26 protein-coding genes are annotated in these 20,097 nt (G+C 39.6%); 4 read left to right on the forward strand and 22 right to left on the reverse strand.

Going from position 1 to position 20,097, the window contains the following annotated elements; all coding sequences use genetic code 11:
* Window positions 1–208 precede the first annotated feature (208 nt).
* From KP78_RS15960 to KP78_RS15995, 8 genes are read right to left on the reverse strand one after another with little or no spacing between them, the layout of a single operon-like run.
* On the reverse strand, window positions 209–961 hold the full coding sequence (locus KP78_RS15960; protein ID WP_041090331.1) for a class I SAM-dependent DNA methyltransferase: 753 nt from the start codon (window positions 959–961) through the stop codon (window positions 209–211).
* Window positions 958–1,314: a ribosome silencing factor gene (gene rsfS, locus KP78_RS15965; protein WP_041090333.1), complete on the reverse strand. Its 357-nt coding sequence runs from the start codon at window positions 1,312–1,314 to the stop codon at window positions 958–960. Before rsfS ends, KP78_RS15960 begins: the two co-directional genes overlap by 4 nt.
* Window positions 1,307–1,885 carry a bis(5'-nucleosyl)-tetraphosphatase (symmetrical) YqeK gene (gene yqeK / locus KP78_RS15970; RefSeq protein WP_041090334.1) on the reverse strand — a complete coding sequence of 193 codons (579 nt, stop codon included), beginning with the start codon at window positions 1,883–1,885 and terminating at the stop codon, window positions 1,307–1,309. The genes rsfS and yqeK overlap by 8 nt, the downstream gene beginning before the upstream one ends.
* Window positions 1,872–2,450: a nicotinate-nucleotide adenylyltransferase gene (locus KP78_RS15975; RefSeq protein WP_041090335.1), complete on the reverse strand. Its 579-nt coding sequence runs from the start codon at window positions 2,448–2,450 to the stop codon at window positions 1,872–1,874. The genes yqeK and KP78_RS15975 overlap by 14 nt, the downstream gene beginning before the upstream one ends.
* On the reverse strand, window positions 2,450–2,749 hold the full coding sequence (gene yhbY / locus KP78_RS15980) for a ribosome assembly RNA-binding protein YhbY (protein ID WP_041090336.1): 300 nt from the start codon (window positions 2,747–2,749) through the stop codon (window positions 2,450–2,452). The genes KP78_RS15975 and yhbY overlap by 1 nt, the downstream gene beginning before the upstream one ends.
* Entirely contained in the window at window positions 2,743–3,588 is an 846-nt protein-coding gene (gene aroE / locus KP78_RS15985; RefSeq protein ID WP_041090337.1) for a shikimate dehydrogenase, read from the reverse strand. Before aroE ends, yhbY begins: the two co-directional genes overlap by 7 nt.
* Before the next feature lie 19 nt (window positions 3,589–3,607).
* Window positions 3,608–4,714, reverse strand: coding sequence for a ribosome biogenesis GTPase YqeH (gene yqeH / locus KP78_RS15990; protein ID WP_041090338.1), 1,107 nt, complete (start codon window positions 4,712–4,714; stop codon window positions 3,608–3,610).
* Window positions 4,711–5,232 (reverse strand): YqeG family HAD IIIA-type phosphatase, encoded by a 522-nt coding sequence (locus KP78_RS15995; protein ID WP_041090340.1) that lies wholly within the window; start codon window positions 5,230–5,232, stop codon window positions 4,711–4,713. The genes yqeH and KP78_RS15995 overlap by 4 nt, the downstream gene beginning before the upstream one ends.
* A 304-nt stretch (window positions 5,233–5,536) precedes the next feature.
* On the opposite strand from KP78_RS15995, the gene sda reads away from it, so the two are divergent.
* Window positions 5,537–5,677 carry a sporulation histidine kinase inhibitor Sda gene (sda, locus tag KP78_RS19640; protein ID WP_106388586.1) on the forward strand — a complete coding sequence of 47 codons (141 nt, stop codon included), beginning with the start codon at window positions 5,537–5,539 and terminating at the stop codon, window positions 5,675–5,677.
* On the opposite strand, the gene KP78_RS16000 is transcribed toward sda, so the two are convergent.
* Window positions 5,666–6,442: a phosphatidylserine decarboxylase gene (locus KP78_RS16000; RefSeq protein ID WP_041090342.1), complete on the reverse strand. Its 777-nt coding sequence runs from the start codon at window positions 6,440–6,442 to the stop codon at window positions 5,666–5,668. The two genes, sda and KP78_RS16000, sit on opposite strands and share 12 nt — an antisense overlap.
* 95 nt (window positions 6,443–6,537) lie before the next feature.
* On the opposite strand from KP78_RS16000, the gene pssA reads away from it, so the two are divergent.
* Entirely contained in the window at window positions 6,538–7,077 is a 540-nt protein-coding gene (gene pssA / locus KP78_RS16005; RefSeq protein WP_041090343.1) for a CDP-diacylglycerol--serine O-phosphatidyltransferase, read from the forward strand.
* Window positions 7,078–7,416: 339 nt separating this feature from the next.
* Entirely contained in the window at window positions 7,417–8,127 is a 711-nt protein-coding gene (gene sigK / locus KP78_RS16010; RefSeq protein WP_041090345.1) for an RNA polymerase sporulation sigma factor SigK, read from the forward strand.
* Window positions 8,128–8,143: 16 nt separating this feature from the next.
* Here sigK and mtnN read toward each other — a convergent pair whose 3' ends face one another.
* Complete coding sequence (gene mtnN / locus KP78_RS16015) at window positions 8,144–8,872, reverse strand: 5'-methylthioadenosine/S-adenosylhomocysteine nucleosidase (protein ID WP_041090346.1); 729 nt, start codon at window positions 8,870–8,872, stop codon at window positions 8,144–8,146.
* A gap of 134 nt (window positions 8,873–9,006) precedes the next feature.
* Here mtnN and KP78_RS16020 point away from each other — a divergent pair, with 134 nt between their 5' ends.
* Window positions 9,007–9,210, forward strand: coding sequence for a DUF2536 family protein (locus KP78_RS16020; RefSeq protein WP_041090349.1), 204 nt, complete (start codon window positions 9,007–9,009; stop codon window positions 9,208–9,210).
* A gap of 179 nt (window positions 9,211–9,389) precedes the next feature.
* Here KP78_RS16020 and KP78_RS16025 read toward each other — a convergent pair whose 3' ends face one another.
* From KP78_RS16025 to KP78_RS20165, 12 genes are all read right to left on the reverse strand, one after another.
* A complete protein-coding gene (locus tag KP78_RS16025) occupies window positions 9,390–10,106 on the reverse strand; it encodes a YrrS family protein (RefSeq protein WP_052474883.1) in 717 nt (238 codons plus the stop codon).
* 197 nt (window positions 10,107–10,303) lie between these two features.
* Window positions 10,304–10,780: a transcription elongation factor GreA gene (gene greA / locus KP78_RS16030; protein ID WP_041090352.1), complete on the reverse strand. Its 477-nt coding sequence runs from the start codon at window positions 10,778–10,780 to the stop codon at window positions 10,304–10,306.
* Window positions 10,781–10,913: 133 nt separating this feature from the next.
* Complete coding sequence (udk, locus tag KP78_RS16035; protein WP_041090354.1) at window positions 10,914–11,549, reverse strand: uridine kinase; 636 nt, start codon at window positions 11,547–11,549, stop codon at window positions 10,914–10,916.
* A gap of 5 nt (window positions 11,550–11,554) precedes the next feature.
* Window positions 11,555–12,829 (reverse strand): peptidase U32 family protein, encoded by a 1,275-nt coding sequence (locus KP78_RS16040; protein ID WP_041090356.1) that lies wholly within the window; start codon window positions 12,827–12,829, stop codon window positions 11,555–11,557.
* A 17-nt stretch (window positions 12,830–12,846) separates the two neighbouring features.
* Entirely contained in the window at window positions 12,847–13,776 is a 930-nt protein-coding gene (locus tag KP78_RS16045; RefSeq protein WP_041090357.1) for a peptidase U32 family protein, read from the reverse strand.
* A 5-nt stretch (window positions 13,777–13,781) separates the two neighbouring features.
* The gene (locus tag KP78_RS16050; protein WP_041090359.1) at window positions 13,782–14,420 is read right to left on the reverse strand and encodes an O-methyltransferase; all 639 of its coding nucleotides are present in this window, start codon (window positions 14,418–14,420) and stop codon (window positions 13,782–13,784) included.
* A gap of 213 nt (window positions 14,421–14,633) precedes the next feature.
* On the reverse strand, window positions 14,634–15,800 hold the full coding sequence (mltG, locus tag KP78_RS16055; RefSeq protein WP_041090361.1) for an endolytic transglycosylase MltG: 1,167 nt from the start codon (window positions 15,798–15,800) through the stop codon (window positions 14,634–14,636).
* Between the two features lie 179 nt (window positions 15,801–15,979).
* On the reverse strand, window positions 15,980–16,261 hold the full coding sequence (locus KP78_RS16060; protein WP_041090363.1) for a DUF1292 domain-containing protein: 282 nt from the start codon (window positions 16,259–16,261) through the stop codon (window positions 15,980–15,982).
* Window positions 16,262–16,274: 13 nt separating this feature from the next.
* The gene (gene ruvX / locus KP78_RS16065; protein WP_041090365.1) at window positions 16,275–16,691 is read right to left on the reverse strand and encodes a Holliday junction resolvase RuvX; all 417 of its coding nucleotides are present in this window, start codon (window positions 16,689–16,691) and stop codon (window positions 16,275–16,277) included.
* A gap of 1 nt (window position 16,692) precedes the next feature.
* Complete coding sequence (locus tag KP78_RS16070; RefSeq protein WP_041090367.1) at window positions 16,693–16,962, reverse strand: IreB family regulatory phosphoprotein; 270 nt, start codon at window positions 16,960–16,962, stop codon at window positions 16,693–16,695.
* A gap of 79 nt (window positions 16,963–17,041) precedes the next feature.
* Window positions 17,042–19,675 (reverse strand): alanine--tRNA ligase, encoded by a 2,634-nt coding sequence (gene alaS / locus KP78_RS16075; RefSeq protein WP_041090369.1) that lies wholly within the window; start codon window positions 19,673–19,675, stop codon window positions 17,042–17,044.
* 12 nt (window positions 19,676–19,687) lie between these two features.
* Complete coding sequence (locus tag KP78_RS20165; RefSeq protein WP_157841517.1) at window positions 19,688–19,825, reverse strand: hypothetical protein; 138 nt, start codon at window positions 19,823–19,825, stop codon at window positions 19,688–19,690.
* Window positions 19,826–20,097 lie beyond the last annotated feature (272 nt).

Genomic DNA, 20,097 nt, shown 5'->3' on the forward strand with positions numbered 1-20,097 from the left:
CTTTTAAAAGGATTAAATAGGAGAAAAACGATGAGGATAAGCAGGGGACTTCCTAATAAAATTTTTCGCTGATTGACTTGAAGCCAATGTAAAATCGCATGACACCTCCGATAGAAGATTGTACAGAAAGGGCTTATTAATATAATTCGCGATCAACATTAAAAATCCTCCTTAAAATAAAAAAAAGATGGAGCAAAAGCCCATCTTTCTAAAGTTTTCTGCAAGTGAAGAAAATACGTTCACTTGTTTCGGTTGGTGATTGTGAGGACAAAAAGTCTGCTGTTACAGTTTCCACTGTAAATCCTGCATCCTGAAGCCATTTTGTATATTGTTCAACAGAAAATGTACGCTGTTTGTGAAGTTCATCAAATCGAGCGTATAAATCCTTTTTTTCATTTTCAAGTACAAAAAAAGAGAGTTCGTGCTCCACACTGTCAGCTTCTTCTCCAGGAAAAGAGTTCCAAATATAAGCGACATCTCCATTATCAAACGTGAAGGTTTGGTCAATAAACATCTCATGTATTTTATAGAGAGAGTGTACATCAAATAGCAATAAACCACCTGGAAGCAGTTGTTCATAAACTCTTGAGAACGTGCTTCTAACTTGATCAACCTCTTCCAAATAATTCAGTGAATCACAAAAAATGGTGATCACATCAAATGGTTCAAAACCTTCAAGTTCTGCCATATCCTGCTGAAACAATTGAATAGGCACCCCTTGGCGAGCTGCTTTATCAGCTGCAACAGAAAGCATCGCATCTGAGAGGTCTATACCTGTTACTTCAAAGCCTTCCTGAGCGATTTTAATGGTACATTCGCCAGTTCCACAACCAATATCAAGCAGCCTCTTACCACTAACATTAAAAAGTGAGACTTGATCAAGGACAAAATTTATCCATTGATTGTATGGCATATCGCTCATTAGCTGGTCATAAACTTCTGCAAATCTTCCATAGCTCATCCGTTTATGCTGCTTGCCACATCTTCAATAGGTGCATCTCCCCAAAGTTTTTCTAATTTATAATAGTCGCGGTCTTCTCTATGAAAAACATGTACGACTACATCTCCAAGATCCACTAATACCCAGCGTGCTTCATCAAAGCCTTCTATTCGTTTGATCACATGCCCTTGTTCCTCTGCACGGTCCTTAACTTCTCTTGCAATGGCCTGCACCTGTTTGTCTGAGTTCCCGTGGCAAATGATAAAGTAATCAGCAATCAACGAGACTCCCTTCATATTTAGCGCTATAATATCATCTGCACGCTTATCATCCACAGCCTTATAGGCCAATTTCAATAATTCAACTTCATTCATATTTTCTTTTCTCCTTTTGCAGCATCAAATCATTGTAACACTCAAGAGTGTCTGGAAAGATACGCTGCTTTTTCTCAATTAAAAAAACGATCGATTGTGCAACAGCTCGACAAAGCGCTTTCTCAAGATCTTCATGAGCAAGCTCCCGGACTCGTTCCACACCAGAAAACTTTCTTCCCGGTTCTATATAATCAGCCACATAAATGATTTTTTCCACAAGGGTCATATTCGCACGCCCCGTAGTATGATAACGAATTGCGTCCAATATTTCCCTCTCATGAATACCAGCCAGCACGGTTGCCAAATGCGCACCTACTGGAGCATGCCATAGCTCATGATGAAACAGCAGTAGTCTAGGGTCCATCCCCTCGCTTTGAATCAACTGTTTCATTTCATCTCGATTATGATATTTCGCCATATCATGTAAAATAGCGGCCATTTCTGCATATTCTTCATTCGCTCCATAGCGTTTAGCAAGAGCAACCGCGGTTTCAACTACACCTAATGTATGTTTATATCTCTTTTCAGGTAATAAGCCTTCAACGAGCGTTAATGCTTCATAACGATTCATATAAGCCCTCCTTAGATATAAAATCACTTACGGCATCTGGCAGTAAAAATGATACATTTTTACCTTGTTTCAGTCGTTCCCTTAATAGTGTAGAAGAAACATCAACCATGGGTGACTTTACCATGTGAATTGAATAGTGCGACTCTCCCATTGCTCCTGAGCGAGGAATTCCAATAAATTTAATTTCGCGAATCAGCTCTTCAATCCGATACCACTTTGGCAGATAATCAATCATATCTCCACCAATGATAAAATAAAAATCAACATCCGGTTCCCGCTGCTTTAACAGCATCATTGTATCAAATGTATAGGATGGACCAGAACGTTCAAATTCAATTTGCTCTAAACTAAAATATGAAACATCTGCGATTGACAGTTCAATCATACGGATTCGCTGTTCACTTGTTGTGCCGCCTGCTATTTTTTTATGCGGAGGAATTTGGCTCGGCATAAACCGAACCTCATCAAGCGACATGGCATGATACACTTCGTTTGCCATAATTAAATGACCAATGTGAGGCGGGTTAAAGGTGCCTCCAAGTATCCCTACCTTTTTCTTGGGCATTACTTCACCTTTGGTAATTCCAATTTTTTATTTTCACGTGACTCTTTATAAAGAACAATGATGTTGCCAATCAACTGAACCAGCTCTGCACGTGTTCCTTTTACAATTTCTTCTGAAATCTCAAATTTATTATCTTCGCAATTTTGCAAAATGCTGATCTTTAAAAGCTCCCTTGCCTCTAAAGCTTCTGCAATCTGCTTGATCATATTATCATTCACTCCACCTTTTCCTACTTGAAAAATTGGGGAAAGATGATGTGCTTCTGATCGTAAAAATCGTTTTTGCTTACCTGTTAACATGTCGTTCCTCCTTGATTTAATTCTATCATGGTCATCGCCTTTTCTATATCAGGACGTATTCCTGTCCAATGTTCGAAGGCAAGAGCCCCCTGGTAAACAAACATCCCTACACCGTTTAGCGTTTCGGCTCCTCTTTCCTTAGCTGCTTTTAAAAATGCCGTTTCCAATGGATTGTAAATAATATCTACTGCCAGTGTTCCAGCTTTTATATTAGTAACTTCTATCGGAACGCTGTCGATTTCTGGATACATCCCAACTGAAGTTGTGTTAATAATAATATCGTATTGAGTAAGCTGTTCTGTTGCGGAATCTAAGGAAATCCCTTTAAAGTTTCCATCAGCAGCGATCTTACTGATAAGAGAAGACGCTCTTTCTACGGTACGGTTTGCTATATGAATGTTATTGACACCGGCATTAACAAGAGCGTAGTAAATCCCCTTTGCAGCTCCCCCAGCTCCTATCAGCAGGATCGATGATGTTTTTAGCTGCTCTTTTGTTCTTTTCAGCGATAAAGAAGCAACAAAACCATCACCATCCGTATTCGTTCCTACCCATTTCCCATTTTTATAGACGACAGTGTTAACGGCACCAATAGCAACTGCTGCAGCGTCTACCTCATCAAGGAACGGTATAATGGCTTCTTTATACGGAATCGTTACATTCCAACCCTTCATTTGTAAAGCTTTCATTCCTCTGATGGCATTCCCAAGCTGATTTTTTTCTATTTTAAAGGGATGATAATAGCCTTCAAAATTTTCATTTCGAAACCAAGCATTATGCATCATCGGTGATTTAGAATGCTCAATTGGATAACCAATTACGCCATATAATGATTTCACCAGGCTCACCTCCTGCAATTTAAATGAGGGATTTCCTCACCAATACGCTTACACCCTTTGGTGCATATGCTGCTATTTTCACACCAGGTTGGTTTACAGTAATCCAACCAAGACCTGAAAATACAACATCCATTTTTTCATCTTTAATGGAAAATTCGTGACGGACAAGCTCGGGAAAACTCTCCAAATCCTCTATACGCGGAGGAGACAATAAATCACCGAGATGACGCTCATATAAGTCATCCGCTTTTTCTAGCTTCGTGCGATGAATTTCCAAGTCATTAGAAAAATAACAAGTAAAGGATTTTCTGCCGCCTTTTAAGTAGTCAAAACGAGCTAAACCGCCAGCAAAAAGAGTTTGCTCTTCATTTAACTGGAAGATTACTGGCTTCATTTCTTTTCTAGCCATCACATACTTTAAATCTTTTTTATTAACAACGTGAGCCATTTGGTCACGATTAATAATACCCGGTGTATCAATAATTGCCTGGCCATCATCAAGCGGAATCTCAATCATATCTAATGTTGTCCCTGGAAAATGTGAAGTTGTAATAACATCTCCTTCTCCCGTAACTTCTTTAATAATACGATTAATAAAAGTCGATTTTCCTACATTGGTACAGCCGACAATATAGACATCTCTTCCTTTACGATGCAGCTCAATCGCTGCCAGTGCTTCTTGAATATGATGACCCTTCTCTGCACTGCTAAGCAATACATCTACTGGCTTCAAGCCAAGCTCCTTGGCCTCTTGTTTCATCCAGTTAATGAGCTTATTAGGGTTAAGAGATTTAGGAAGAATGTCACTCTTATTACCAATTAAAAGAACCGGGTTGTTTCCGACGAATCGATGCAGTCCATGTAAAAAACTACCATTAAAGTCCACAATATCCACAATTTTAACGATCAGCGCATCCACTTTTCCAAGTCCATTAAGGATTTTCAAGAAATCATCGTCTGTTAATGCAACATCCTGAACTTCATTATAATGCTTTAAACGAAAACAACGCTGACAAATTACTTGTTCTTTCTCAAGGCTCGAAGGCGGTGCATAGCCGATACCTTCCTTGTTCTCTGTCTGGATGGCAATACCACAGCCTATACATGTTACTTCCTTCTCGTTCACGGTTTATCCTCCCACTGAATCATATTTTTCCGTTTAAACCAATTCAAAATTCTTCTCTCCACTTTTCGGTTAATTCGGGTGAAGAAACCGTCTGTTTGTGCTACAGGCACCACTAAAATTGTATAAAGACGATTGCGGTTCCCACCTAAAACATCGGTTAGAAGCTGATCCCCGATTACCACCGTTTCTTCTTTTTTTACCTTCATATCACGAATGGCCTTTCTGAATGCTCGTCCCATTGGTTTTCTAGCATGATAGATAAATGGAATCTCAATTGGTTCAGAAAAAGCCCCAACACGCAGCTGATTGTTATTCGACACAATAGTTACCAGTATACCATGATTCTTCATTGATTCGAGCCATTCTAATAAACGAGGAGTAGCATTCGCGCGATCCCACTCGACTAATGTATTATCGAGATCTGTAATAATCGCCTTTATTCCTTGTTCTTTTAGTTTTGACGGAGTTATGTCAAAAATACTGTTTACGTATTCATTAGGTAAAAATAATTTCAACAATACAGATTCACCTCTTTATTCATTTTCGTTCCCATCATACAAGAATAATCATTGATTTTCAAAACGAACAGAAGTTCAAATATGATGGGAATCGTTCGACAAATTTATCCTTTTTTCTCATTTGTGGATAACTATCCCTTTTCTACATGCTAGAGTATGTATGGGTTTGACCAAGATATCTACAAGTTCTTCACAGATTATCCACCGAGTGTTGTGGATAAGAGAACGCTTGTTCTTTGGGTTTTATTCTGATATTTTTAGATTACAAATTAAGCGATCAGTATCTTTGAAAGGAGCGGTAGAGATGGAAGACCTGCCACTAACACTATTAGTTGAGGCCTTGCAAAAAGCGAAAAAACTCCAGCTATCAAGTGATTTTATTTCCTTAATTGAAAAAGAAATTGAAAGAAAAACGATTCGCAGCATGGATTCACTATACTCGTAACTGTCCTATTACCTCTCCCATTTTTACGGGTCCAAATTTCTTAGTGAGTTCGATCGATCCTTCTTCAGCGACTAAAATGACCGTTGATCCAAAACGAAAAAACCCAACTTCCTCACCTTTACGCCATTTGTCGTCTGTATTACTTAAGTGGATAGAATTAACAAACATTGCACCCACTTTTATAAACGCAAACTTCTTTTCATGCTCAGTGACTAACTCCGTAACCATTCTATAATTTTTGGATAAAGGACGATCACCATATGAAAGTCCAATGTGATTAACAGGATATGACGAACGACCAAATATCCATTGACGTCCTACAGAAGCATTGACCGGACTATGTATACGGTGATAATTTGCTGGACTCAGGTATAAAATGATCATATACCCATTTCTAAACGTCTCAGCAAATGCATTGCTCCCAAGAAGGTCCGTGATTGTGTAGGAATGACCTTTCACAATATATTGTCCGTCTGAAGCAAGGGGTCCTGCATACTCAATTTTACCGTCTACAGGACTGATCAGCGTATTTTGATCTTCAGATATCGGTCTCGCTCCTCTTTTAACTTCCCTGGTAAAAAACTCTTGCAAGGAAGAAAAACCTTTATCTGGAATTTCCCACTCCTCCATCTTTATACCAAAAGTCTTTTGATACGAAGGGATGATTTTTTTGCTATAGGCTGATCCTGTAAATGCTTTTAGTACTGACGAGGTTGTTTTTCCATTCGTTAACTCCACACATTTTTGATAAATAAAACGCTTCATAGAACACAACCTCCCTTCTTCGACAATTAATAGACTTAACAATTACGCGGAAAAAGAGTACAATATGAACCATAACCATTATAAGGAGGACACTCGTGTCATTTTTGCAAGTAATTGACGTAACCTTAAAAAAGGTTAAATCGCAAACAGCTAATATGTTAACATTGTCCAACCTAACGCTAGGTGGATTTGCTACCCTGTTTATAACATCTGGACAATTCAACCTAGGTGCGCTGCTAATTTTTATAGCAGCATCGATGGATCGCCTCGACGGTATGGCTGCCAGAAGATTTGGCATTGAATCTGAATTCGGAAAACAACTTGATTCAATGAGTGATATGGTTTCATTCGGAATTGCCCCTGCACTGCTTATCTATCATGGAATTCTCCACGATCTTGGCATAAGTGGAATGCTTCTTGCTATCTTCTTTATTGGGTGTGGCGCCTTCCGTTTAGCCCGTTTTAACATCACTGAGTCCTCATCTTACTTTCAAGGTCTTCCCATAACGGCAGCAGGATGTTTGATCACATTGAGTTACTTTGGACAAGGATTCATTTCGTTCTCACTACACATTACAATTATGTTTGTTCTTTCTTTACTCATGGTAAGCCCAATTAAAGTAAAAAAAATGTAGTCTTTCTAATAGCCGATTCCTTTGGGATCGGCTATTTTTACGTTATTTTATCGTTTTAACTTTTTCTAAAAGATCATTCACTAAACGCCCTATAAACTATTGTACCTTTATGCTTGCAAGGAGGTTCATGCACCTCTTTTATTATATATGGAATAAAAGTATTTTTCCCATGCAAAAAAAGCATTATTTCTTTTGACGATCAATCTTTAATTTGTTAATACTAACACCTGTACTAGCGGGCCTATTCTGTATATTCACTTGTAATTTCCATTGGACTAGCAATAGAAAGCTCCCTATGTCATATAGTTTTAGTAATAACGAAATGAAGGGGGTTGAACATTGTCTAGCTTACTGCTTGCTTTATTGGCTACACTTGGAGACGGCACAGCACTATTTGGTTATTTTAAGCAAAATGCCTTTCCGCAGCCGCTATCAAAGGAAAAAGAAAAAGAAATGATTGAAAAAACGATTGCCGGAGATGACACAGCAAGAAAAACGCTGATTGAGCATAATTTACGTCTAGTCGCACATATTGTAAAAAAATTCGAAAATACCGGTGAATCAAATGAAGATTTAATATCCATAGGTACCATCGGATTGATCAAGGCTATTGAAAGCTATTCTTTTGATAAAGGTACAAAACTTGCAACATATGCGGCCCGCTGTATTGAAAATGAAATTTTAATGTTTCTTCGTTCATTAAAAAAAGTTAAAAAGGATGTGTCTCTTAACGATCCGATCGGCGAGGACAAGGATGGAAATGCCATCAGCTTGATCGATGTACTACGCGGCGAAGAGGATGAACTTGATGATCTTATTCAAAATAAGATGAATCAACGAAAGGTTAGAGAATACCTTCAATCTTTGGATGAGCGTGAACGAGATGTAATCATAAAGCGTTTTGGACTTAATGGTGAAGAAGAAAAAACTCAGCGGGAAATCGCAAAAGAGCTGGGCATATCAAGAAGCTATGTCTCAAGAATTGAAAAAAGAGCCTTGATGAAGCTCTTTCATGAATTCTCTCAACAAGAGCGAAAAGGCAACGGATGACTTGCGAACGCTTTGATCAGCATTTCCGCTCTAAAACGTTTCCTCTGCTCTCTTTTAGTCCACTTACAATAGACATAACGAGCTCTGCCGAATTAACAGCCGCTTTTTGTAAATATTGATCAAAGGATAGATGAGATTCTTTTCCTGCTATATCTGATAATGAACGAATAATAACAAAAGGTACACCGTATTGGTAAGAGACTTGCGCAATTGCTGCAGCTTCCATCTCTAATGCTTGCAGGCCAGTAAATTTATCGCGCAGTCCTTCAACTCGTACGGGATCATTCATAAATGAGTCTCCTGTAGCGATTAGCCCTGTAACAACCTGAACACCCTTAATGGCTCCTGCCTGTTTGACCGCCAGCTCCATAAGTGATTCATCGGCCAAAAATGCAGGCGGCAATTGAGGGACTTGCCCATACTCATATCCAAATGCTGTAACGTCGACATCATGGTGTCGTACTTCTGTGGAAATCACTAAATCACCCACGTTTAATGAAGAATCGAAACCACCTGCTGAGCCGGTGTTTATGATCAGATCTGGCTGATGACGTTCCAGTAAAATCGTTGTGGTCATGGCTGCATTTACTTTACCGATTCCACTTTTTAACAACACAACATCGATTCCACTCATCTTTCCTGTTGTGAACTCACTGTTAGCGACAATCTCCGTTTGTGACTGATCTATATTTGAACGCAATAATGCAACCTCTTCTTCCATTGCACCAATAATTGCTACTTTCATAAAATCCCTCATTTCAACAATTTCATCAAAACTCTCTTGACTGTATCATAACAAACTGCAAAATTCAATTCTTCATTTTGACAACACATGATAGAATGAAGTTGTAATAGCGCTATTTAGAGAGGTGATAGATGATGTCGTTTCATGTGGAAATGTTAAAAGATAAAGTGGAGTTTTATGAGGCACACAGCTTGTCTAGTCTTGAGAAGAAAATCAACGATCAAATGGAGCACAACCAGGCAATTTTACTCCGGGTACATTCTGTTTCCCACCAAGTCACGATTGATGAAAAAGGCCGCCCGTATTACACGGCAGTCGTGCATTATAAAGCAATATAAAAGGACTGGCATAGACGCCAGTCCTTTTTTATCTATTTGAACGGATAATAAATGAACTTTCCAACTGGCTATGACAGGAGACTTTTGAGGTCAATGACATATGTATTGGCAAAGACCACTATTACGCTACCTACTGCCCCTTGTGCTTGTCGCAGCTGAACGAGCTCCTTCCGCTTTTCTTATGGTGTTAGTTTTTCCATTTTTACTGGCTTCCATCCTTCTTGGTCCACCCATTCAAGATATACGCGATATTTAATGGATGCGTCATTTGAGGGTGATACTGTTCCGACCGATTTTTGTGGATGCTGTTCATGGTTTCCAATAAACCAGATGGTCATTTCTTGTTCAGAAATGCCGGTTGCGTAGGAGATTGCTTGAACCTTTTCTGACCAGTCAACAGACGATTCATCATAAATAGAAACATGCTCTCCTGTTTGGGTAGTTCCGATTGGCTTCCATCCGTCATTAACAGTTACTTCCTCTACCCCAGGTTCTGTCCCAGCAGTAGTAACAGCTGTATTACTTTCGTTATCTTCTTCATCAGCTCTATCTTCTTGTTCGTTTTGATCATTTATTGAAGTGTCGTTATTGTCTTCATCAGAAGCAGCTAAAGCTTTCTCTTCTTCATTTGTACCATCATCTTCTTTTCGATCGGATGATGATTCTTCTACAGAATCAGAATCTATATCTGTCTCCTTATCTTGTGCATTTGTTTGTTCCCCTTGCTGCTGATCAGTGGCTACGGTTGAATCATTATCTGTCGCACCGTTTAAAAAGATCATAGAGCTAACAATTAAAATTAATACCAATACTACAGCAATTGAAGAGTTTAGTAATACATTTGTTTTTCTCTTCTGACCATACATTTTTTCTCTAGAAGGCTGATTTTGTGTCATATTCATCTCTCCCGTATGAAGGTTGTCTATTCAGACAACAGAATCTTAATAAGCATATCATGTCTTTGTGACCGTTACACAAGTGACATGAAGCCCCTTTCTCAACTAGGTAAGGAGACCTATTTATGTGCGTGTATTAATATAGACGAACTAAATGAAAAAAAGTTTCGGGCAGAATCACCCGAAACTTTAGATTATTATTTTATTGAAACAATTCGAACATCCATATCTCCACCAGGTGTTTGAACCTTTACCTGGTCACCCACAACTTTTCCTAATAAGCTTTTTGCAATTGGTGAATCATTGGAGATACGTCCTTCAAAAGGATCGGCTTCAGCACTGCCCACGATTGTATACTCTTCTTCATCACCATTTGGCAACTCAACGAAAGTAACCGTTTTCCCGAGTGTGACCACCCCGTCCATCGATACATCTTCTTCAATTATCTTCGCATTGCGAATCATGGCTTCTAAAGTAGAAATACGTCCTTCTACAAAAGCCTGCTCTTCTTTCGCTGAATCATATTCTGAGTTCTCTGAAAGATCCCCAAAGCTTCGAGCGATTTTAATACGCTCAACCACTTCTTTTCGTTTAACCGATTTTAATTGTTCTAATTCTTGTTCTAGCTTTTGTTTCCCCGCTTGTGTCATAGGAAATACTTTTTCATTTGACAAAACCCTTCACTCCTTTAATTGCATGAGAGCCATATTCGCTTCTAAGTCATGCTATGTGATTGTACCCTCTTTTATGAAGTACAAGAATAAGGGATAATGATGCAATTCCCCTTTTTTAGTCTTTGCTATCATATTACACAATCGAGTTTTGTTCAAGAATCGTTTGAATTTTCGTTACCATTATATCAATTGCTACATGATTTTGTCCGCCTTCAGGAATAATGATATCAGCATATCGTTTTGTTGGTTCAATAAACTGATTATGCATCGGACGGACTACATTAATATATTGATTGACTACCGAATCAATGGTACGACCTCGTTCATTAATATCTCGAAGCAGTCGTCGAATTATGCGTAAATCTGCATCAGTATCTACGAAAAGCTTAATATCCATTAGATTACGAAGTCGTTGATCTTCCAGCACAAGAATTCCTTCCAAAATAATAACATCTTTGGGCTCTACCGGAATAATATTCACTGAGCGTGTATGAACCGTATAGTCATATACAGGCTTATTGATCGGCAAACGCTGCTGCAGTTGCTGAATATGCTCAATAAGCAAATCATTATCAAATGCTAAAGGATGATCATAGTTCGTTTTCAAACGCTCTTGATAGGGAATACCACTCTGATCTTTGTAATAATAATCCTGTTCAATCAATGCAATTGAATGGCCTTGAAAGAAATCATATATTGATTTAGTAACAGAGGTTTTCCCAGAGCCAGATCCTCCAGCAATACCTATTACAACTGGTTTTTTTATCATGAGCTTTATACAAGCTCCTTTCGCATCATGTTATTCGGACGTAGAGGCTGGTCCACTTTAAATCGAATGATTTGAAGCGGATGGCGTGCTGCATCAAGTTCATTTCCATTTTCATCCCAGATTGTTTCCACAACTTGTGTGAAATTATCCATATCTGGACCAAAAAACTCAACTTCCTGTCCTGGTTTAAAGTGATTTCTTTGCTGCATAGTTACCATTTTTGATTCACCATCATAATCCAAAACAAGTCCGGCAAAATCAAATTTCGTCTTCTTACCGTGAACACCAAACATTTGCTCTTCGTGACCTGGAACACCTTCAAAAAATGCAGTTGCCGTCTCGCGGTTTGCACATTTATCAAGCTCTTCCAACCACTCACGCTTTATTTTAAAGTTTTCTGGATCCGCGCAATACGCATCGATTACTTTACGATACACACTTACAACCGTTGCAATATAATGAATGGACTTCATGCGTCCTTCAATTTTAAGACTGTCAATTCCGACCTCGATCATACGAGGAATAGATTCAACAAGTTTTAAATCCTTTGGACTCATCGCGAATGCTGCATCATCCTCGCTGTATAGCGCCTTTTCTTTTCCATCTGTTACTTCATTCAGATCATAATCCCAACGGCATGATTGACAGCAGCCACCGCGGTTAGAATCGCGTGCCGTCATGTGGTTACTTAAGGTACAGCGTCCGCTATAAGCAATACACATGGCACCATGAATAAAGGCCTCGATTTCAATATCTACCTTTTCTTTCATTTCTTCAATTTCATCCCCGCTTGTTTCACGGGCTAAAACAACGCGATGAAGGCCTTCTTGCTTCCAAAAATCGACAGCTTTCCAGTTTGTTAAGGACTGTTGTGTGCTTAAATGAACTTCAATTTCTGGAGCTACTCGCTGGCACGTCTCAATTATAAGTGGATCCGCTACAATAATTCCTGCGACTCCTGCTGACGCGATACCTCTTAAGTATTCCTCAAGCCCATCTATATTCTCATTGTGCGCAAAGATGTTCGTGGTAACATAAATTTTCGCCCCGTATTGCTTTGCAAACTCTACGCCTTCTTTCATTTCTTCCAACGTAAAATTACCTGCATTAGAACGCAGCCCATACTCTTGACCACCAATAAATACGGCATCGGCACCGTAAAGAACTGCCACTTTCAATTTTTCAAGATTTCCGGCCGGAGCTAGCAACTCAGGTTTTTTCACAATTACTCGCTTGCCATCCACAATTGTTGAAATTTTATCGTTTATTTTCGTCGCCATGCTGATTTCCTCCTTGCTTAATAAACCGTTTCTTTAAAGAAGAATCCTGTATCTAAGGGACGATGCGGTTGCTGCATCTCTTCAATTTGCTCAAGCCACTGACTCTTTTGATCTTCATAAACCTCCGGATCTTCTGTATAACGATCAATCGCTGTTCGATAAAGCTGCGTAACAGCCGTCACATATTCTGGCGTTTGCAGAATTCCGTCGATTTTAAATGAATCTATCCCTGCATCAATCATTTCCTGCAATTCATCAATAATACAAATATCGTTCGGACTCATAATATGAGTACCATTTTCATCTTCAAAGATTGGATATTTGTTATTACGCTCCTTATCGTGGAGCAGCATATTTTTTTGTTCTTTTCGATTCTCAATTTCGAGTGCTTTTCCTTGGTATAGAAAATAATTGCCTAAAAGAGAACGTTTTGATTGGAACATACACGTCATTCCGTGTATTTGAACCTCAATTTCCACTTCAGCATTTTCTTTCATTTCGATGATCGTGTCCATGCTTAGCTCTCTTGCCAATACTGCACGTTTGGCACCTCGGCGGCCCCAATAGTTACAGGTATAATAGTTAGTGGCAGTCGTTTCAGTATTCCAATGAAGCGGCAAATCAGGTGTCGATTCCCGTGCTGCCATTAAAACAGCAGGGTCACCAAAAACAACAGCATCCGCTCCGGCATTCTGACAAAATAGAAGATAATCATTTAATTCATCTACTTTATCATTATGAAAGATAGCATTAACAGCTATATAAACTTTTTTATTATAGTCATGTGCGATCTCGATTGCTTTTTGGCAATCACCCCGATTAAATTCTCCAGCCAAACGGAGACCATAACGCTGTTCGCCGATTATAATGGCATCCGCTCCCGCTTCACACAGCTCCTTAACGTGATCAACAGACATTGGTGTAACGAGTAATTCTGGTTTCTTCATGATTTTCACCTCTTTTTACTTATAGCCAAACCGTCTCCAACAGAAATAATAACGGTATGGTAATCTGCCTTTGCCATTAACCATTGATTGTATCGATCTAATTTTCTTACTAGCTGCTTTACATTACGGCTTAATTCAGGTGTCACATCTGCAACAAGCCCTTTAAATAGTACATTGTCGGTATATATTACACCATCATTGGACAGCATTGGCTCATAAAGCTCAAAAAACCTTCCGTACTGGCTTTTTGCTGCATCAATAAAGATAGCATTAAACTCACCGTAAGAAGACACTTCATCCTTTAGATCCAATGCATCACCAGATAAAATATGAATCCGGTTTTCGTCGTTTGACCTGGAGATAAATGACCGTGCTTGTTTAATTCGACGGTCATCTCGTTCAATCGTAACGATTTCGGTATTAGGCAAAGCATCCGCCATCCTTAATGCTGAATAGCCGATTGCTGTACCAACCTCTAATATACGTTTAGGCTGCTGAAAACGGAGCCATTGAAGTAAGGTTTCCATACCATCAAGTTCCATTATGGGGACACTTTCTTGCTCTGCAAATTTCTCCATTTCTTGAAATAATGCTGGACGATCTTTATATAATGACGCTATATATCCATGAACTTTATCGTTCAACGTGAACCCCGCCTTCTTCCTCGATCTTGCGCTGACATAAAAAAGAGCGTCCACAGAATAGCCGCTTGACATGAAAAGAAGAAAGCCTATTACAGCTTTCCGCTTAAAACGACTCTGTGAAGTACGCTAAAAATACTTGTTCTATTTTAACACAAAAGCTGGAGGAAAGTGAAAAATCTTTCCTCCAGGGTGTGAAAATAAGGGCACATGATTTTATTCTTCTGTCTCTGCTTCCTCACGCTCATTGTATATATACTCTTCTGCTTTTCTTTCGTGCTCATCTAATGTTTCAGAGTAGTATACGGTTCCATCCTCTAAGCTTGCTAGGAAGTAAAAATAATTAGAGTTCTCCGGGTTTAACACCGCTTCAATGGATGAAACGCCTGATGAAGCAATCGGTCCAGGAGGCAGTCCGGTGTTTTTATACGTGTTATAAGGAGAATCCACTTCAAGATCTTCAAATAAAACACGGTCGCTCCACTCACCTAGGGCATAAAGAACCGTTGGATCTGTTTGCAATGGCATGCCTTCTTCTAAACGATTGTAAAATACACTCGCAATTAATCTTCTATCTGTATCCTCCGTTGCTTCCTCCTCTAATAAAGAAGCAAAAGTAAGAACATCATGCACTGTCAGCTCTTCATTTTGCATCGTCTCGGCATACTGCTCGATATACGGTGTAACATTTACATAGGTCGCTTCAACCATTTGCGAAATAATTTCTTCTAGCTCTTGGTCTTCATCATAAAACGGGTATGTAGCCGGAAATAAATATCCTTCTAATGGATGCTGAATTGATTCGCCAAATATAGAATCAGTAACAAGTTCGGGATATTTTTCTTTCATTGAATTGATAAATTCGGGATTGTCTACAGTCGTCATAAATTCATCTGCTGTAAAACGGGTATTTTCTTCAATAATCACTGCAATTTCTTCAAGACTTAGTCCTTCAGGAACTGTTACCATAAATAGCGGCTCGTGGTAGACTCTACCTGTTTTTAGACTTTCGGTGATTTCTCCCAATGTCATTGAAGGGGTTAAATCGTAGGTTCCTGCTTGAAAATCCGATTCATTATTAAACTTTAAATAATATTTAAAGACCGTTGCATCTCGAACAATATTATTTTCCTCTAAAATAGATACGATTGAATCCACAGATGAACCGATTGGAATTTCGACAGAAACGGCTGTGTTATCTTCTGGATCTGCTGGCTCTAAAGAAGACGATATATAGGTATATCCTCCAAACCCAACACCTACTACAACTAATAAAAACACAATCATAGATATAAAAACGATTTTTCTCACTAATTTTGCTTCCTTTTTTCTTTCTTGCAAGTTATGAATCCACTGTTCAATTTTTGACTGATTATCACTCAAAGGCTTTCCCTCCACATAAATAGCAACGCAATGCAGACAAATTTTTAAAACTTCTTATACAACAATACGCCATCTTCTGACATTCTTCAAGGAAGATCTTAAAGGAATACGCTGTTAAAACAAAAAGGTGACGGGCAAGTGTTTATCCACTCACCCGTCACCCTATACACAAGAACGGTCTATTCTTCCTCTTCTTCATCAAGGAAAGTATTCAACATTTCCTCAATCATATCCCACTCTTCTTCTGTTTCAATCGGCTTTAATTCGCCTTCTTCGCCTTCTTCATTTTGTTCAAAAGAAGAAGCATGAATTTCTATTTCCTCGTCATCTGATTCTCCAACTGGGAAGTATAATACGTATGATTTTTTGAATTCCTCAGAATCAAATGTAAATAGAACTTCACATAATATCTCATTTCCTTGCTCATCTACCACTGTAATATTCTTTTCACCGTGTTCCATCTTATTCACCTCTTCATTTCTGGCTATCTAAATAGCCTTGTAAAATAAATACTGCAGCCATTTTATCAATGACCTTTTTTCGTTTTTTACGACTAACGTCAGCTTCCAACAGGACACGCTCAGCTGCCGTTGTACTCAGACGTTCATCCCAAAGGATCACTTCAAGACCCAGCTTTTTCTTCAAGCTATCAGCATACTGAATACATGCTTCACCGCGTGGACCAATTGAATTGTTCATATTTTTAGGTAAACCGACAACTATTTTTGATACCTCATGATCGTCAACCAGCTGTTTTATTCGTTTAAAGCCAAATTGACCAGCAAGCTCATCAATTTTAATCGTCTCGATCCCTTGAGCAGTCCAGCCGAGCGCATCACTAATTGCTACACCCACTGTTTTTGTGCCAACATCTAACCCCATTACGCGCATCTTAGTTTTCCTCTTTATGTTGTTGTAGGTAAAACTTTACAAGCTCCTCTATTATTTCATCCCGTTCAAGCTTGCGAATAATATTCCGTGCATCTTGATGTCGCGGAATGTAGGCGGGATCTCCAGATAAAAGATATCCTACAATCTGATTGATTGGATTGTATCCTTTCTCTTCAAGAGCTTGAAACACTTGGATAAGAACCTTTTGTACTTCTTTATCCATAGGCTCTTCCCCATAGTCGAATCGCATCGTTTTATCAAATGAGCTCATCTTCAACACCTCACTCCGGAACAGTCTCCCTATTCCTTTTGTCCAACATATAGTTTATTGTACACCAGTTTGATCATAATCAAAAGGATTTCACCCATTCAGGTACGAATTGCAATGCTTCCTCTACTTTTGACGGATCTTTACCGCCAGCCTGGGCCATGTCAGGGCGACCACCGCCACCGCCCCCACAAAGAGTAGCAACTTCTTTTACTAATTTCCCAGCATTGAATCCTTTATCAATTAGATCTTTTGTTACACCTGCAATGATTTGAACCTTATCTCCCTGTACTGCAATCAGCACAAGAATACCAGAACCAAGCTTGTTTTTCACATCATCGGCCATTGAGCGCAGCGCATTCATGTCAGATACTTGCACTTTCTCTGCAAGGACAGTTACACCATTAACTGTTTGAACCCGATCCATGATATTGCTTGCTTCAATATTCGACATTTTCGCTTGAAGTGATTCATTTTCACGCTGCACTTCTTTAAGCTCTGACTGAACAGCTTGAATACGAGTTACAACATCTTTTGTATTTGTTTTGAGAAGCTGAGCAGCTTGCTGAAGCAAGCCAATTTGCTCATTCATGTAACGATACGCTGCTTCTCCGGTGACGGCTTCAATCCTTCTAGTACCCGCACCGATCCCTGCTTCAGATACAATGCGGAATAAACCGATCGCAGCTGTGTTTGGAACATGGCAGCCTCCGCAAAGCTCCAGACTGTAATCACCAATCGAAACAACGCGGACAACGGAGCCATATTTTTCTCCAAATAGTGCCATTGCTCCCATTGCTTTTGCTTCTTCAAGCGATTTTGCTGCCGTTTCTACTACGTAATTATTCCAAATTTTCTCATTTACAATTTCTTCAATTCTCTCAAGCTCTTCCGACTGTACTTGACTGAAGTGAGAGAAGTCAAAACGAAGTCGGTCAGGCTGGACAAGCGAGCCGGCTTGATTTACGTGATTCCCCAAAACATCCTTAAGCGCCTGATGCAGAAGGTGGGTAGCTGTATGATTTTTTGTGATTTGGCTGCGTGAGAACGGATCAACTTTAGCGGTAACCGTACCGCCTCTCAGTAAGGTGCCCTCTTTCACTATCGCCGTGTGAAGGTTTTGCCCATTCGGTGCTTTTTTTACATCTGTGATTGTAACGGTAACACCATCATGAGTAAGTGTTCCTTTATCACCAATTTGTCCTCCGCTTTCAGCATAGAAAGGTGTTTCGGCTAGGATAAGCTGAATTTCATCTCCCGCGTTTGCTTCCTCAACCAGCACTTGATCGCGCACAATCACTTCAACTGTTGATACATGAGTCAAACGGTCATAGCCCAAAAACTCGCTGGCAGTCTTGATATCACCCAATACGCCGCCCTGCACTTGCATAGATCCCGCATCTTGTCTGGCAGCACGAGCTCTTTGGCGCTGAGCATCCATTTCATGTTCAAAGCCCTTATGATCAATCGTCAAACCATTCTCTTCTGCATACTCCTCTGTTAGCTCTACAGGGAATCCAAACGTGTCATAAAGACGGAAAACATCTTCACCTGCGATTGTACCAGTGCCGTCTTCCTTCGCCTTATTCATTAAGCCAGATAGAATTTGAAGACCTTCATTTAGCGTCTCGTGGAATCTCTCTTCTTCTGTTTTAATGACTTTACGGATAAAATCTTCCTTCTCCTTCACTTCCGGATAAAAATCGATCATAATATCCGCTACAACCGGCACAAGCTCATGCATAAACGGGCGCTCGATTCCGATCTGTTTCGCATATCGGACTGCGCGGCGCAAAAGTCTTCTTAATACGTAGCCGCGTCCTTCATTTGAAGGAAGAGCACCGTCTCCAATCGCAAAAGCGACTGTTCGAACATGGTCAGCAATCACTTTAAATGCTACATCCTGTTCTGGTGATTGTTGATATCTCTTGTCTGAAATTGCTTCTGTTGATTGAATGATCGGCATGAAAAGATCCGTGTCAAAGTTTGTCGGAACGTCCTGAACTACACAAGCCATACGCTCTAGTCCCATACCGGTATCGATGTTTTTCTTTGGAAGCGGCGTATAAGTACCATCTGCATTATGGTTAAATTGGGAGAAAACAAGATTCCAGATTTCTAAGTAGCGTTCATTTTCTCCGCCTGGATACAGTTCAGGATCATTTACATCTGAACCATATTCAATCCCTCTATCATAAAAGATCTCTGAGTTTGGTCCACTCGGTCCTTCACCGATATCCCAGAAGTTTCCTTCCAAGCGAATAATTCTTTCTTCCGGTACTTTTATTTTATCTCTCCAGAGTGCATAGGCTTCATGATCCTCAGGATGAACGGTCACAGAAAGCTTGTCTGCTTCAAAACCAATCCATTTTTCAGAGGTTAAAAATTCCCAAGCCCACTCAATTGCTTCTTCTTTAAAATATTCGCCGATGGAAAAATTCCCAAGCATTTCAAAAAACGTGTGGTGGCGTGCTGTCTTTCCAACATTCTCGATATCATTAGTACGAATGGATTTTTGTGCATTTGTAATTCTTGGATTTTCCGGAATCACTCGTCCGTCAAAATATTTTTTCAGGGTAGCTACTCCGCTGTTAATCCAAAGTAATGATGGATCCTCATGAGGCACTAATGAAGCACTTGGTTCAACATCATGCCCTTTTTCTTTAAAAAAATCTAAATACATTTGTCTGATTTCTGCACCTGACCATTTTTTCATCATTGGTCCTCCTTAAATTCTTTTTCTAGCTGCGGCACCTAGATAGTCAGCCGTACTGAAGTGTGAGTCAAAAGTAACAAACTTCACCAGCATGCTAATAATAGTCGGATAAGAAATGGCTGCTTGCCCTATACAAGGATAAAATTGCACACAAAAAGCCCTCATCCCCGTACAGGGACGAGAGCTAACTCGCGGTACCACCCTGGTTATGAGTTCAATCTTGCTACCCATCACTTTGGAGCCTTAACGCGGCATACGGCAGAGTTTATCTGCACTCCGGACTAGCTTTCCATTACCCTTCATTCAAATTCTCTCTCAGCCTAGGAGAATCTCTCTTCGCAAAACGCTGAATGGTCTGTAATGTACTTGTTCCATCTTTGAGTTAGACTTTTTTTCCTAAAGAAATTATAAAAAGGATGGCT

The sequence above is a fragment of the Jeotgalibacillus soli genome, from assembly GCF_000829435.1.
GTDB lineage: Bacteria > Bacillota > Bacilli > Bacillales > Jeotgalibacillaceae > Jeotgalibacillus > Jeotgalibacillus soli.